At 36.9% G+C, this 14,419-nt stretch carries 13 protein-coding genes; 9 read left to right on the top strand and 4 right to left on the bottom strand.

What is annotated here, in order from left to right:
* Nucleotides 1-121: 121 nt before the first annotated feature.
* Entirely contained in the window at nt 122-976 is an 855-nt protein-coding gene (locus Q4567_RS00565; protein ID WP_303498938.1) for a hydrolase 1, exosortase A system-associated, read from the bottom strand.
* On the bottom strand, nt 973-1,764 hold the full coding sequence (locus Q4567_RS00560) for a hypothetical protein (RefSeq protein ID WP_303498937.1): 792 nt from the start codon (nt 1,762-1,764) through the stop codon (nt 973-975). Before Q4567_RS00560 ends, Q4567_RS00565 begins: the two co-directional genes overlap by 4 nt.
* Nucleotides 1,765-2,015: 251 nt before the next feature.
* Here Q4567_RS00560 and Q4567_RS00555 point away from each other — a divergent pair, with 251 nt between their 5' ends.
* From Q4567_RS00555 to Q4567_RS00545, 3 genes are all read left to right on the top strand, one after another.
* Entirely contained in the window at nt 2,016-3,161 is a 1,146-nt protein-coding gene (locus Q4567_RS00555) for a DegT/DnrJ/EryC1/StrS family aminotransferase (protein WP_303498935.1), read from the top strand.
* 9 nt (nt 3,162-3,170) lie between these two features.
* Entirely contained in the window at nt 3,171-4,190 is a 1,020-nt protein-coding gene (locus tag Q4567_RS00550; RefSeq protein WP_303498933.1) for a GNAT family N-acetyltransferase, read from the top strand.
* Nucleotides 4,191-4,254: 64 nt separating this feature from the next.
* Nucleotides 4,255-4,953 carry a tetratricopeptide repeat protein gene (locus tag Q4567_RS00545; RefSeq protein ID WP_303498932.1) on the top strand — a complete coding sequence of 233 codons (699 nt, stop codon included), beginning with the start codon at nt 4,255-4,257 and terminating at the stop codon, nt 4,951-4,953.
* Nucleotides 4,954-4,966: 13 nt separating this feature from the next.
* Here Q4567_RS00545 and Q4567_RS00540 read toward each other — a convergent pair whose 3' ends face one another.
* Nucleotides 4,967-5,890 carry a polysaccharide deacetylase family protein gene (locus Q4567_RS00540; RefSeq protein WP_303498931.1) on the bottom strand — a complete coding sequence of 308 codons (924 nt, stop codon included), beginning with the start codon at nt 5,888-5,890 and terminating at the stop codon, nt 4,967-4,969.
* 144 nt (nt 5,891-6,034) lie between these two features.
* Between Q4567_RS00540 and Q4567_RS00535 the strand changes: the two genes are divergently transcribed.
* The 4 genes from Q4567_RS00535 (at nt 6,035) to Q4567_RS00520 (ending at nt 11,268) form a co-directional block, all read left to right on the top strand.
* Nucleotides 6,035-7,303, top strand: a complete 1,269-nt coding sequence (locus Q4567_RS00535) for a 3-deoxy-D-manno-octulosonic acid transferase (protein ID WP_303498930.1) — start codon at nt 6,035-6,037, stop codon at nt 7,301-7,303.
* Between the two features lie 14 nt (nt 7,304-7,317).
* The gene (locus tag Q4567_RS00530) at nt 7,318-8,385 is read left to right on the top strand and encodes a glycosyltransferase family 4 protein (RefSeq protein ID WP_303498928.1); all 1,068 of its coding nucleotides are present in this window, start codon (nt 7,318-7,320) and stop codon (nt 8,383-8,385) included.
* Nucleotides 8,386-8,412: 27 nt separating this feature from the next.
* Complete coding sequence (locus tag Q4567_RS00525; protein ID WP_303498927.1) at nt 8,413-9,855, top strand: oligosaccharide flippase family protein; 1,443 nt, start codon at nt 8,413-8,415, stop codon at nt 9,853-9,855.
* A 219-nt stretch (nt 9,856-10,074) separates the two neighbouring features.
* Nucleotides 10,075-11,268 (top strand): polysaccharide pyruvyl transferase family protein, encoded by a 1,194-nt coding sequence (locus Q4567_RS00520; protein WP_303498925.1) that lies wholly within the window; start codon nt 10,075-10,077, stop codon nt 11,266-11,268.
* A 33-nt stretch (nt 11,269-11,301) separates the two neighbouring features.
* Here Q4567_RS00520 and Q4567_RS00515 read toward each other — a convergent pair whose 3' ends face one another.
* Nucleotides 11,302-12,240, bottom strand: a complete 939-nt coding sequence (locus Q4567_RS00515; protein ID WP_303498923.1) for a glycosyltransferase family 2 protein — start codon at nt 12,238-12,240, stop codon at nt 11,302-11,304.
* 273 nt (nt 12,241-12,513) lie between these two features.
* On the opposite strand from Q4567_RS00515, the gene Q4567_RS00510 reads away from it, so the two are divergent.
* Nucleotides 12,514-13,464 carry a glycosyltransferase gene (locus tag Q4567_RS00510; RefSeq protein WP_303498922.1) on the top strand — a complete coding sequence of 317 codons (951 nt, stop codon included), beginning with the start codon at nt 12,514-12,516 and terminating at the stop codon, nt 13,462-13,464.
* 21 nt (nt 13,465-13,485) lie between these two features.
* Complete coding sequence (locus tag Q4567_RS00505) at nt 13,486-14,394, top strand: polysaccharide pyruvyl transferase family protein (RefSeq protein WP_303498920.1); 909 nt, start codon at nt 13,486-13,488, stop codon at nt 14,392-14,394.
* Nucleotides 14,395-14,419: the final 25 nt, after the last annotated feature.

Below are 14,419 nucleotides of genomic sequence, written 5' to 3'. Positions count from 1 at the left end.
AAAAGTACTTCAGGTACCTTATTAAATGAATCTAAAATGGCCCTTCCATTATAAGGGTCACTATCATATTGGAAAATAATGACACAAAGCTCCCCGTCTAAAAGTTGTTAAACACGCCCTTTTAATTAACGCCAGAAAATTCGTTGTGTTTAATAAATTCAATGGTGTAATTTTCGACTTCTTGTTTAAATTCTTTGCTTGAAAAAGTATGATCCGCTTTAGAAATTCGGTGAACAGTGCTATCACTGCTTTTCAATTTTTTCCACGCTTTATTATTTAGGGTTTGCTGTTCAAACTCTTTCGCTGTTAAATCTACCCCACTTAAGACTAAACAGACCTTACCAGAGAATGCTTGCAAACCTTGTTGCATTTGAGCTTGATAGCTTTGCTGTTGATTGTCTTGACTAGAAACACTGTCGCTAACAAAGCCTTTTGCATCACCTATACTCCCGGCCACATTCACCTTTCCACGGAAGAGTTTTGACCAAAACTCTTTTGAAAGTAAGCGCTGTACATAATAGTATTTCAACATAGTTTTGCCCATAGCCGCATCATTTCTCAACCAAGGGTTTAGCAAAAATAACCCTTTTACTCGGTTGTCTTGCGGGGCGTAAATCATTGCCGCCGATGCCGCATCGCAAAGCCCCCATATGACAACAGAATCTATACCTAACTCCTCGCAAAGTAGATCACAAGCAGCCTTAATATCATCGCTAATATTTTCAAAGGATTTTTTGTCGCCTTCGCTATCGCCCATACCTGTGTAATCAAACCGCAATGAAGCAATATTTGCCTTAGCGAGGGAACGGGAGAGCTGCACAAATTGCCGATGGCTACCTACACGATACTGTGGTCCACCGACGACGATAAGCACTGCAGTTTTAACGGCTGGAGAGGGACGATGTAAGATCCCCATGAGCTGAGCGCCACTGCTGTTAATTACCACTGCAGACTCGGTGATTTTTGAGGACATCATGCTTCTCCCTGCAACGCGTTCAAAGTAGGCAAGTGCAATTGACTTTGTTCAAATATTTCTGGAATCTGCCAAAAAGCAGACCCTTCAAAACATGCCGTTTTAAGGAGCTGTTGATCCCACTCTTTAGTCTGTATTGATACCGCTGGGGGAATGGAAGCCGAGGCCAATTCGAACCAGGTTAATGGACAAGTTAGGGCTAATGCTTTAGAGACTTCGAGGCTATCGATAGACGACAGTAAGTCGGCGGTAATTTCGTAACCAGCTACCTCAACATTAGTGCCTGACAGGATTCGTTCACGCCAATTTACTTTTTGCTCTCCCTGCATCATCGAATTAGCCTGCTTTAAACGCAAAAACTGAGTCATGAATTGCTTACCTTTCATGACAGGTTTCCACAACAGAATCTGCTCTACGGGTAATATTGATTCGATGCTTTGTAATGTTGTCAACGCCATCAACCCACCAAAGCGCACCCCCCAAAGGGTAATACTTTGAATATCATTAGATTGTAACCACTTAACAGTGGTAACAATATTATCTCGCCAGATAGCAACATTGACTTGTTCGATGTCTTGTTCACTGTCACCAGTTCCAAGATAATCGAGGGAATAAACACAATACCCCTGTTTAGCTAAAAATAACGCTTGTTTGGTAAGTATTGCCCTACTTAGGTTTAGCTCTTCGAAAATAGACGGAAGCAATAAAATTGTTTTTTGCGAATTTGTTTGTCCGTATTGACTAACAAACAAGTTACCTTTGGCACAAGGTAGGAAATAACCTTTAATCACATTTGCTTCCTATAGGTACATGTTTTTTATCAAAGATAATAATATCTTACTCCAAATAAAAAGGCACCTAGATGATTAAAAAACGTCAAATAATTGTCCAAGCACATATACAAAAATAGGACTTTATGATGACATTTCGGTTAACTGAATCATCAATATAGCAATTTTGCTAAACATACCTTAGCATAAGCTTAGGAATTCTCTGTTTTTCATGAAGAAAAACGATATCAGGCATAGTTTAGCGGAATCACATGGCAGTAAAATTTTTAAAACCCCTTGCCGATGCAAGTCAATTTCCGGCTCCCAGCGTCACAGCCACACCTAAATTTAGATTAAGGGATTTAGATTTAGCTCAACATGCGAAGGGGGACGTGAGGGAAACAATTTTCACTCGAAACGGTCGCGGAGCAATAGGTATAGCAGGGACGGCGCTTAGAAAAGAAAATTGTAAAAATGTCATCTTGATCCCAGCTTATCATTGCCCAGCACTAGTTGAACCTTTTATTTGGTTAGACTACGAAATTCGCTTCTATCCGGTAAAAGCAGACTTAACTGTCGATATCAGCCTATTAGAAAAAGCAATTTCTGCAGGCGATGTGACCCACTGCGTAGTTGTCAGGTATTTTGGCTTTGGTCAAAATAACAATGACGTCATTCGATTTTTGCACAAACAACCGGTAGAAATTATTGAAGATTGTGCTCACTCATTGTTTCGATTTGTTGACCATTTTGCAGACTCAGGCAAACAAGTTCCAGATGTTAGCGCGAGCATATGTAGTATCAACAAAATACTGCCCACCATTGACGGTGGTGCACTCTATTTAAAAAGTAAATACGAAGCTAAGCTAACTCATGTTGGCTGGTTAGAAGAGGCTAAGGCCTGTGCTTTTATAGTTGGTATTCCGCAGTTTGTTGGCAGATTAAAAGCACGGTTTAAAAAAAGTAAAAATGAAACTGCTGAAGTATGTGCAGAACCTTCAGAAGAAGATAGCCATTTACGTTATTTCCAACCAATTGATCTAGTTTCTGCTAGTTATAGAAATACCAAAAGTATTTTTTGCCACAGTAACCTCAAACTGATTCGGAAAAAAAGACGTAGAAATTTCGAATATATCGTCAATAACATCAATAACCCAAAAGTTGGCGCACCTCTATTCAATTGCCTTAAGGATGAAGACATACCTTACGTGATACCATTTCTGCTTACAGACGAATGTTATTTTTATCAAATTCGCAAAAAAGGCATTCAAATTCTTCGATGGGAAGAAGTTGCAGTTAGTGACTGCAGTGTAAGTCAAGAATACCGTTCTCGACTGATCCAGATACCTTGTCACCAGCAACTTTCTACCAATCAGTTAAATTTTATAGTCGACACTTTTAATCAATTACGCCCCTAGGATAGTTTAATGAATTGGTCAGTTTTAAGTTGTTCTGAATTTTCTACCCATCAACAAGCTTGGGCAGAACTAAATAATAAAACCATGAATCTAGCGTTTTTCGAACCTGATTTTGTAAACGGGCTTATCGCACACTTTTTTGACGGAGATGAAAAACTAGTTGTTGCATATAAAGACGATGAATTGCAATACGCAGGATTCTTTAAACCCTTAGGCAAAGGACGTTGGGCTACGGCCATGCCCTCACAATGCCCGCTAGGACTATTTTTACACCACGAATCACAAATAAGTAGCAGTGTGATGAAATCACTTTGCAATGCCCTACCCGGCACAGTTGCAATGCTAGATATGCTGCAAATGGATTCAAAATATAGTCACTTTACACCAGCAAGTGATTTTGAATTTATGCCGTATATTACTTCCGGTAATCGCCCTATACCTGAAGACTTTGACATGTATTTTCAATCACTTGGCAAAAATATGCGGCAAAATTACAACAAAGTGATTAATCGCGCCGCCCGAGCGGAAGATACATTGTCTTGGCAGAAAGTCACTAAGCCTGCAGAGGTTAAACAAGCAATTATTAAATACGGTGAATTAGAAAGTCGTGGCTGGAAAGGTGAAGAAGGTACCGCCATATCCCCTGACAACACCCAAGGAAAATTTTATCAACAAGCCTTGGGCAGCTTAGCTGAGAAAGACAAAGCATGTTGTTGGTACTATTTAATTAACGATGAAATAGTCGCAGTGGATTTGTGTATACAACAAGATGATTGCTTAATTATCTTGAAAACCACCTATAACGAACAATTTAATAAACAATCTCCAGCATTAATGCTTAAAATTGAAATGATTAAATATTATTCTAATCACCGGGAACTCGAAGGAATTAATAATATAGAGTTTTACGGAAAAGCAATGGAGTGGCATAAGCGACTAGATTCAACCCTAAGGGAAATTGAACACGTAACCTTCTATCCAAGTTTCTTATCGAAACTATTGGTTAAGTTTGTAAAGAAAATAAAATAGTATAAAAACCCATTTAAACCTGCCATAATTTTCTTCATATTTTGGTTTAAAAGTGGAGGCAAATATGTTTTTTAAAGTAAAGATTAAGCAATTTAAAGTATGCTTGCTACTTATGCTACATGTTGTTTTTTCTTCGGCAAGTGAAGCAACTACTAATACACCGATTCCAGAAGATTTTAAGACTGCATCTATGATCTGTTCAGATGTGAAAGGGATGGATTATAGGCGAAATGATAGAGAAGCCAATATCCTAAGAGGCAAAGTTGAAGGTGCTCACTTCACTGAAGGGGTACAAAGAGGCTTATATGGAAATACTGGGGCGTTAGAAGGCGATTTGAATTATACGCTGAGCAAATTTCCAAATCATCCCAAAGCTCTACTTGTAACTGCTCAAAATCAAATGCGTCCAGGTTATAGTAGCCAAAGAAAGTTACGTAAAGATAAGTCATGGCCATCTAAGGAATGCTATTTTAAACGTGCATTAGACTTAGCACCTGATGATCCTCAAGTCCATTTGGTTATTGCTATTTTTTATCATCAATATAAAAATGTGAAAGTTGCTCAACGACATTATGAAAAGGCTATTAAAATCAATTCTCAGAACCCTGAAGCACATTACAATTATGGCTTATTACTTTTGACAGTTGGTGAGATTGATAAAGCAAAAGAGCATGCTAAAATTGCATATGGATTGGGTTATCCCCTTCAAGGTTTAAAAAATAAATTAATTTCAGCAAACGTCTGGACCGCAAAAAATAACTAAGTTTGTTTCACAGTTAACGGATGTAGTTTTTTGCTAAAAGCATTAGAAACCCAAGTTTATCTTGCTTCCAAGGAGAAAAGCGTAGCAACTGATACTTATCAGTTGCTATAGTCGATACTCCATTAGCAGTAGATACAGCACATTGATAGCCGACCTTTTCTACCAATTTAACATCGCGTTTTAAATAATCTTGATTGGGTTTGCCATTTGGATAGGCAAAACTAAATAATTTAGTATTCAATAATTTTTCGAGATAAACTTTATTGCTTTTGATTTGTTGGCTAGCTGAGTCATCATCAAGTTTGGCCAAAATTGGATGGCTACATGTGTGTCCTCCGATTTCCATTCCCGCTTGATGTAGCTCTATAACTTGCTCATCACTCATCATTAGACCGTCAGGTGTAGCTAAAGGTTTTAACCTCTCAATAATACTTGCTCTTTCTGCAAATGGTAAATACTTCAATTTTAGTAATAGCTTTTCAGCAGTTTTATATTTTTCCTGCAAGCTTGAAGTATCGTAATATTCGTTAGGAAATTCATCTAGTGACAGCTGCTCATTCGGCCAGTTACGTACATATTCAATAACAATATCGTTCCACATAGTGCCACCGTTTAAGAAATCAGAAGCAATAAAAAAAGTCGCCACAGTGTTATGTTTGGCTAAAATCGGTAACGCAACACTAGCATTATTTTCATATCCATCATCAAATGTAATCACAGCCGCATTTTTAGGTAAGTTACCTTCTTCCAGAAGAGTGGCAGCTTGTTTTAAGGAAAGCAGTGTGAAGTTCTGTTTTAACCAAGTAAGTTGCTGCTCAAACAGATCCGCATGCATTTCGTATGGCCGCATTGGGTCAAACTGTGGCAGCACTTGATGGTAAATCAAAATACTTAGTTTTTTTCCTCTTCCTAGAAACTTAAATAGCACCTTGAACATGAACTCTCCGTCGTAGGTTGTGCGTGAACTTTAAAGTAGCGTTAACAATTGATCATAAATCTTTGGTATAAAATAATCTTCCCTATATTAATTGTTCATTAAACTCTTTACACTATTAAAAAAAAAGAAATCAATTATTTATCTATGGAATTAATAAAATGGTGGTTCTATTCGCTAATTTTAAGCGTAATAGGTGAAAAGCAAAATCCACTTATCTTTACACAGCCAGACAACCAGTCAAAAGACAGTCAAAAGCCATTTATTTGGATTTTTTGTTCGACAATAGGTGAATTGAATGGCTGTAAGCCAGTCATAGATACCTTAGCAAAAGATTATTCATTGGTGCTAATATCGGACCGGGATTGTTATGCTGAAGCATACCGTGTGCAGTTTCCCGAAGCACATATAGTTCAACTGACCGGCTGGAAAAACGAAGCGAAGTCGTTATACAAATTATTTCCAACAAAACATTTTATTTTGTGCGAAATTCCTTGTATGCCAAATGATGCGCCTTGCCGGCTAGCATATGCTTTTTTACGCTTTCTAAAGAAACAAAATACGACGTTAATAGCCGTCAACAGTTGGCTTTACGAGTATGCGCCGTCATGCAAACAAGACGTGATTGAAAGACGTTTGTTCGCTAAGGAATATGTCCAGCTTTTCGACTCTTTTATGGTTCAAACAGATAGCGTTAAAGCGAAGTTAAGCACTGTTGGCGCATCAGAATCTAAAATATATGTTACTGGCAATTTAAAATTTGATGCGGTTAGTGATTTAAAGGTGCAGTTCAAAGATGACCATGCTAAATCTTTATTCACCCAACTAAATAGTTTGGACAATCCTATTTTTGTAGCAGGTTCACTATCCGACAAAAACGAATATTTGGCGTTAATAGACGCTTTCATAGCATTAAAAAAGAATTCTCCAAGTGCCCTCATGATAATGGCCCCCCGCCATCCAGAGAAACAGCAACAGCTTGATGAAATAGCAGAATTACTTGCTCATAAAAACCTAAGATTTCAATTCAGATCACAAATTGAAAATCGAATGAGTCCAGCTTTAGATGTTTTGGTTTTAGATACCTTCGGCGAGTTACGGGGCTTATATTCGGTATCAGATTTTTCTTATATTGGTAAAAACCACAATGTATTAGAGCCTCTTGCATTTGGTAAACCCGTTGTTGTAGTGAATGGCTGGGAATCCACTTATCCAAGTTATCCTGTTTATGAAATATCAAAACAACACAATTTATTATTTGAAGTTAATAATACCAATAGTTTAGGTGAAGAATTGATTAAAGTTAGTCAACTCGACCTGAACACTTTTGGCGAACAAACGAAATCAACGTTAACGAATCTCGCCACTACGCTTTCGAAAAACATTTCTATAATGCGAGAACTGAAAATAATTTAAAGGTGTAATATTGGATGGCACAAGAGTTTGATTTAAATTCATTAAATGTAACTATAGTGCATAGAAGGATAAAGCATCATGCTAAACACTCTGGTTATAATACCGTGTTTGAATATATGAAGATCCCCCATGCTGAAGGTGGCCTCAGATCATATATTGCTAGCCATATTCCTGCTAGTTTGAGATGGAGATTACACACCCTACGACCCCAAGCTGTAGGAGATGAAGGACTGTTACCAGAATTGAAAGCGATGTCAACAGTCGCATCCTCATCACCGGGCATTTGCCATTTTATTTATGGAGAAGATACCTATTTTTACACTCCGTTGTGGCAACATAAAAATAAAAAGGTGATCGCTTCTTATCATTACCCACCGGTGAGATTAGACGAAAGAGTTAACAACGCAGTACTAAGCAGGCTCGATGCAGTGGTTTTGATGTCAAACAGTCAAAAAGACTGGTTCGCAAAATATATGCCCGAAGAAAAAATATATGTCGTCAATCATCATGTTGACACTAACTTCTTTGTACCAGCTCCTCCGACAACCGATACAAAATTAAAAATTGTCAGTTTGGGTGGTATTTTGCGAGATATGAACTTATTACATGAAGTGGTAAGCGGTATAACAAAAATGCTCGGAAAAGACCAAGTTGAATTTAATTTTCTGATTCCTAAGTCTGAATGGCCTAAGTTTAAGCATTTTGACAACGTTAATTTATTATCAGGTATCAGCGACGAGCAACTTAGGGATCTGTATCAAACATCAACAATAGGTTTTATGCCGCTTATTGATTGCACTGCAAATAATGCTGTGCTTGAGATGATGGCTTGTGGTACTGCTATTGTATGTTCAAATGTTGGCGGTATTAGCGATTACATAACGTCAGATGGAGCAATCATGTTTTCTCATGATACTGATCCGGCACTATTGTGTGAGCAGATTATCCAGCTCTCTAAACAAACTGAAAAAATAAAAATCATGGGAAAATTCAACCGCAAACGTGCCGAAAAAGAATTTTCCCTTGCAGCGACTGCCAACAAATTGAAGTTAGTTTATCAATCAATATGTCAGCAAAGTTAACTAACAAAAACTTATCGAGATAATAACGTGTCAGCTGTCAATAAAGCCCTGTTTTTTACGTTCGCAAATAAGTACACAACTATGATACTTGATTTGCTGTTGGTGATGTTAATTTCGAGGTTACTGACGCCCACTGAATTAGGCATTTACTCCTTAGCCGCAGGCACAATTATCATTGGTCAGTTGTTAAGGGACTTCGGACTTTCGTTATATTTAATCAAAGAAAAAGACCTCAATAAAGAAAAGATACAGGGATGCTTCACCATCTCCTTTTTACTTTGCTCAGTACTTGCCTGTGTTTATTTCTTTTCAGCAGGCGCGCTTGGATCTTTTTTCGAAAATCAAAAAGTAACGGATTTGGTACGAATATTAGCTATTAACTTTTTATTTTTACCCTTTAGCACTTTAATGTTTTCATTATTTAAACGTCAGTTAATGTTTGGAAAGATTTTAGTCATTGATGTGGTTAGTTGTATTGTCAGAGTCTCCACGACTGTCGGGTTTCTATTATTGGACTTCGGAGCTGAGGCCATTGTCATTGGTGCCGTAGCAGGAACAATCTCCAATGTGGTTATTGCAATTAGTTATGGTGAATGGAAATACTATCGAATCAATTTTACCTATGTAAAAGAGATAGGAAAGTTTACCTCCTTCGTTAGCTCATCAAATATACTTGGCCAATTAATAGTTATTTTACCAGAGATGATAATTGGTAAATTTCTATCTACTGCTAAGGTTGCATTTTTCAGCAAAGGGATTGCAACGATCAATATTTTTAACACCTTATTACTGTCGATAGTAGTAGCCGTTGCTCAACCGTTTATTGCGCGAATCAACAACAAAGATGGTGATATGAGTGCAAGTATGTACTCTATTTACAACTATGTATTAATATTACAATGGCCCTTTTGCGCTGGTTTGATTTTGTTCGCTGATGATTTAATTTATGTGCTCTATGGTTCTCAATGGGAAGAGTCTATAATCTTAACCCAAGTATTTGCGTTTGCGCATTTTATCCGTGGTTTCATTGTCATGTCAGATCAACTCCTTAATGCTGTTGGTGAAGTTAAATTCATTTTTAAAACCACTTTAGCACTCTCAATTTTTACTATTTTATCTGTATATATGCTCGTCGACTTCGGCTTATTGTATTTAGCCATTGTAATGAGCGTTTTCACGACAATTAAAACAATAGTGGTTCTACCAAAAGTTATTTCTCGATTTGGATTAAACATCTCTCACCTATTATCAATACTATCTAAAAATTTTGCTATTACACTTATCATTTTCGCTGCTGGTTATGGCTGTCGAGAACTAACCCAAGCTCTTCCGGTATTAGTAAGGTTAATGATTAATGTCTCTGTAGTCGGTGTAGTTTGGCTCATTTGTTTGTTTTTATTCAAACACACTTTTAGTCAATTCATTCTTAGTTTTTTATCTGCATTGCATCAAAAAATCAAACCGACCTAAAATAAATTGGGTAGTGTAACTGGATAGGAATTTGAAAAACTTAAGTCGATAAATCATTTAATTACCGTTATCATTCTGGCTGTGAGAGTCACTATATAGTTTAAATTTAGTTATCTATTAATAGTTTTAACCAAAACTATCGATTCATCATCATATTATATTAACTTTGAAAAGTGCTGGATGAATTGCATCAACTTTTCAAATAACCTTGGAAACAAAATGAGTAATTTAGAAAACCATAAAAATATCCATTTTCTATCTGCTTCAGATCGCATCAATTATGGTGATTTGTTATTTCCTCTCGTTTCCAAGGCGATGTTTGAGTCTCTTAGTTCTGCAGAATTTAAAAATTATGGTCTGGTAAAAAGTGATCTATCGGCTTTTGGTGCTATGCCAACGGATTCTTATAAAGTTTTACAACAGGATTTAACTAAGCATGAAGGGAATCTCGTATTAGGTGGTGGCGAAATGTTTTTTCCGTCTTGGCAGAAACTTTACGCTTATATCAATCCTCTTTATGCAAAAATAAACAAACCATACAAGATAATGAAAATAGAAGAGCGACTTAACATTGCTCGAAAAATGCTTTCATATGGAAAAGTTGATTTACCTTTTACACCCGATATAGAAAAATTTGGAAACGGAAAGTCTGCACTGTTTTTTAACTCTGTTGGTGGGGTACTGCCTCCCGAAGAATCATCTCGCTATTTGGAAGTGGTTAAAACGGCTTTAGGCAAAGCCAAACACGTATCAGTAAGAGATAACCGTAGCAAAAGTTACATGGATAGAATTGGCATTGATAGTACTCTGGTTCCTGATTCTGCATTAATCATGTCAGATTTATTCCCAATAACTGAGTTGGAAAAAAAATTATCGTTAGATTTACATGAACTGCCCAAAAGTTATGCATTCATCCAATTTGCAATCGACAAATCCCCCAAAGATCTCAAGACCTTTGTTGAAAAACTGGAGATCACACTAAGTCGTCTTGGAATTACAGGTTTGCTTTGTCCAATAGGGATTTCTGCTAATCATGAAGATCAAGTGGCGTTAGCAGAATTAAAATCTTATTCAAAAAACTTTGTAATGGTTGAACCTAAAAACCTTTACGACATTATGTACCTGATAGCTCGCAGTGAAGTATATATGGGAACAAGTCTGCATGGCATGATAACCGCTTATAGTTTCAATACCCGGTTTATTCCTTTAAACACGAAAGTAACTAAGCTCATGTCTTACTGTGACACTTGGACTAAAACGTTTTGTGCGGGCTGCACCGATTTCGAAGATGTTGATAATGTTGAAGGTTTGTATAATAACTGGGATTTTGATGCTTCTAAGCTAGCATTGGGCGAACAAAAACAGAAAGTTTACGATAACTACAATAAAATGGTTAGTAATTTTATTGCCTAATAATTAGCTAACCATTAATAAATGGATTAGCTACTAGCCCGCTCTGAACTGATTTTTTAATAACTTAAGCCAAGCCCAAATTGGGTTTCCATACAATGTTGTCATTCTTGCTGCAATAGTTTGCATTTGTTTGAAAGTCAATTTTGGAGTGAGTTTCCAAAGTAAATTTAAAAACCAAGTTTTGGAAGTATCGATTAACGCTTTTCTTTCCATAGGAGTCGAGTTTTGTTCTGTAAAAATATTTTTCTTTAACCAAATTACATAGTCTAAAGATGCGATTAACTTATCATAAGAATGGGGAGAGTTTACCGCACTGATATTTAGCAAACTGGTTCTCCACATCACTTTAGCATCGCTAATTTTTGCAATTTGGTTATCTTCTGCGAAGCAAACCCAGGATGCATCATCGGAACACCAAGCAGCAGGAAATTCTACAAAGCCATTATGGCGGTCAAAAGTCTCACGCTTAAAAATATATTCAGAAACAAAGCTACTACGTTGTGCTTTCATTCTGGCTAAAACAAAATCAACAGGGCGTTCCCATTGAGGGTGTACAATATTGTCACGAACAATATTGCTTTGCTCGTCAATGACTGATGTATCAAATCGGAAAAGCGATTCTTCTGGATACTCTTCGATTGCTTGATAAAACTTTTCAACACAATCAGGCCCCATTTCATCATCATCGGAAAATAACCAAACCCATGGTTGATTAGATAGCTGGACGCAACGATTCCATTGTTTGATTAATGAATGAGCGCCTAAGTTTTCATCGAACCGATGATAAAGTAAATCAATTTGATTTCCAAATTTGTCGCAAATACTAGCTAAGTCATCGGGACTTTTGTCATCTCCCACATACACTTTCACTCGCTTATCGCTTTGATTAGCAATACATTGAAGAGCAGCCTCTAGATATTCACCTTTGAAGGCAGGAATGACAATTGCTAACAATGGAGTGATGGAACTCATATTTTTGATCCACTTTAAATTTTTTAACCGACTAACAAAGTCTTTATATTAGCCAATACCGAAGGTTAATGGTATGCCTAAGTTAATGATAAAAATAATGAAATTAACATTATTTAAGATATAAACATACATGATTTTAGTTTTAAATAATAGACTAAAACCTATTTCCAAAAGTCGTTTTATACACATCAAAAGTCTAAAATGTACGTTCTATAATTGAATTGAATAGCATAAAAGGTTAGGTTACGGTATAAATTCTTGATATTTAAAGCTATGAAAAAACCGATAAAAATTAGTGTGGTAATTCCAGTTTACAATTGTGAAGCACTAATAGAAGAAACCTTGAGTTCGGTGCTTAATCAAACTTACCCAGTACACCAGATTATTTTAGTTAACGACGGTTCAACTGACCATTCCTTACAAGTCTTACAGGGTTACAATGCCGACAATATTGTTATTATAGACAGACCCAACGGTGGTGTATCATCCGCTAGGAATGAAGGTATAATGCACGCAACAGGTGATTGGGTTGCCTTTTTAGACAGCGATGATATCTGGATGCCAAACAAGTTGGCACTCTATGCAGAAATTACAGATTGTTATCCAGAAAGCTCCGTCATTTACAGTGAGTTCTTAGCTTGGGAACCAGCAGAAAATGGACTTTTCAGCAATCCACTAGTGAAGGTTTCAACAAATAACAATATTGAAATAGAGCCCAAATTAAGTGGTTGGATTTACCACCAGCAATTACTTACAAATTGGGTATTAACTAGTACCGCAATGTTTAAAAGATCCTTATTTGAACAAATAGGTATGTTTAATACCGAACTTACTATTGCTGAAGATTGGGATTTATTCATTAGAGCTAGTCGTGTGGCGCAATTTAGTAAGATTAAACAACCGCTAACCTACTACCGAATAACCCCAGACTCCTTGACCAAAACAGTGAAGCAGAGAGACTTTGCAAATGAAATCATTCAGGTTGCCATTAAAAAATATGGTTTGAAAAGTCCTGATGGAACAGCGGTAGATATCAAACAATTTAATCAACGCAGTTTCACCCGATACTTTGACTATGGCTTAGGTGCATATAGACAGACGTGGTACAGAAAAGCTGTACAGGCATTTTGGCAGGCCTTAAAATACCGCCCAAGCGCCATGCGGACATGGATTTATTTAGCAAAAGCAGTGCTAAAATTGATAATAACTAGCCCTAAAAAATAGATTTAACCTTGGATATTAAAATTGAAATTATATTATTTTAAAGCTGAAGATGGAAATGTTGGTGACGATTTAAATGCTTGGCTATGGCCCAAAGTTATCGGTGAAGTGCTTGACGACGATAACTCTCACTTAGTCATTGGTGTAGGAACATTGTTAAACCATCGCATTCCCTTAGCAGAAAAATATTCAGTTTTATCTTCGGGTGTCGGCTATGGTAGTGCACCGCCGTTAAGTACTGGAATGTGGGAATTCATTGCTTTAAGAGGACCTAAAACTCAAGAGGCGGTCAACGCGAAAGAAGTAGGTTGTCTTCTTGATGGCGCATATTTAATGCCTCGTTATTTTCAACCTGACACGAAAAAGCGCTATCCAGTCGCTTACATTCCTCATGTGGATAGCGTTAAGTTTGGTCAATGGCAAGAAGTTTGTAAAATGGCAGACATTAAGTTCATTGATCCTAGATGGCCAGTGGAAAAATTTATTAATGAACTAAATTCCTGTGAAAAAGTACTTACCGAAGCCATGCATGGTGCAATTTTAGCTGATGCCTACGACATAGCATGGCATCCAGTTAAAGCGTACGATTATATCAATGACTTTAAATGGCAGGACTGGGCACAATCTTTATCACTGGATATAACATTCTCAATCATTCCGCCCACATGGAAAGGTGATATCGGTTTAAATGCTAAAAGTACGATAGTAAACAAAATAAAACGACTGAGTAAAAGTTTGGGTTATCTGCCACAATCTTGGACTCCCCCCCCTACACCTCAAAGTAAAAAAGGACACCTTCAAAAAGTAGCTAAGCAACTGCTAAATTTAGCCGCCACACAAGAATTTAAAGTTTCAGACAAATCTTTGAGGGAAAAGAAAACTGACCAACTTGTTACCACTATCAATAAGTTTGTAACAACTAACACAAAGTAACAAGATGATTTTAAAAGCGTTATTA

It is taken from the genome of Aliiglaciecola sp. 2_MG-2023, from assembly GCF_030548145.1.
Lineage (GTDB): Bacteria > Pseudomonadota > Gammaproteobacteria > Enterobacterales > Alteromonadaceae > Aliiglaciecola > Aliiglaciecola lipolytica_A.
The sequence above is the reverse complement of the archived record's forward strand: the minus strand, read 5'-3'. Positions and strand labels throughout refer to the sequence as shown.

What these genes read in the sequence shown, in the direction of transcription:
- Q4567_RS00515 (WP_303498923.1), bottom strand. Translation starts at nt 12,240, where the DNA reads ATGAGTTCCATCACTCCATTGTTAGCAATTGTCATTCCTGCCTTCAAA.
- Q4567_RS00520 (WP_303498925.1), top strand. Translation starts at nt 10,075, where the DNA reads ATGAGTAATTTAGAAAACCATAAAAATATCCATTTTCTATCTGCTTCA.
- Q4567_RS00550 (WP_303498933.1), top strand. Translation starts at nt 3,171, where the DNA reads ATGAATTGGTCAGTTTTAAGTTGTTCTGAATTTTCTACCCATCAACAA.
- Q4567_RS00510 (WP_303498922.1), top strand. Translation starts at nt 12,514, where the DNA reads ATGAAAAAACCGATAAAAATTAGTGTGGTAATTCCAGTTTACAATTGT.
- Q4567_RS00540 (WP_303498931.1), bottom strand. Translation starts at nt 5,890, where the DNA reads ATGTTCAAGGTGCTATTTAAGTTTCTAGGAAGAGGAAAAAAACTAAGT.
- Q4567_RS00545 (WP_303498932.1), top strand. Translation starts at nt 4,255, where the DNA reads ATGTTTTTTAAAGTAAAGATTAAGCAATTTAAAGTATGCTTGCTACTT.
- Q4567_RS00530 (WP_303498928.1), top strand. Translation starts at nt 7,318, where the DNA reads ATGGCACAAGAGTTTGATTTAAATTCATTAAATGTAACTATAGTGCAT.
- Q4567_RS00535 (WP_303498930.1), top strand. Translation starts at nt 6,035, where the DNA reads ATGGAATTAATAAAATGGTGGTTCTATTCGCTAATTTTAAGCGTAATA.
- Q4567_RS00555 (WP_303498935.1), top strand. Translation starts at nt 2,016, where the DNA reads ATGGCAGTAAAATTTTTAAAACCCCTTGCCGATGCAAGTCAATTTCCG.
- Q4567_RS00565 (WP_303498938.1), bottom strand. Translation starts at nt 976, where the DNA reads ATGATGTCCTCAAAAATCACCGAGTCTGCAGTGGTAATTAACAGCAGT.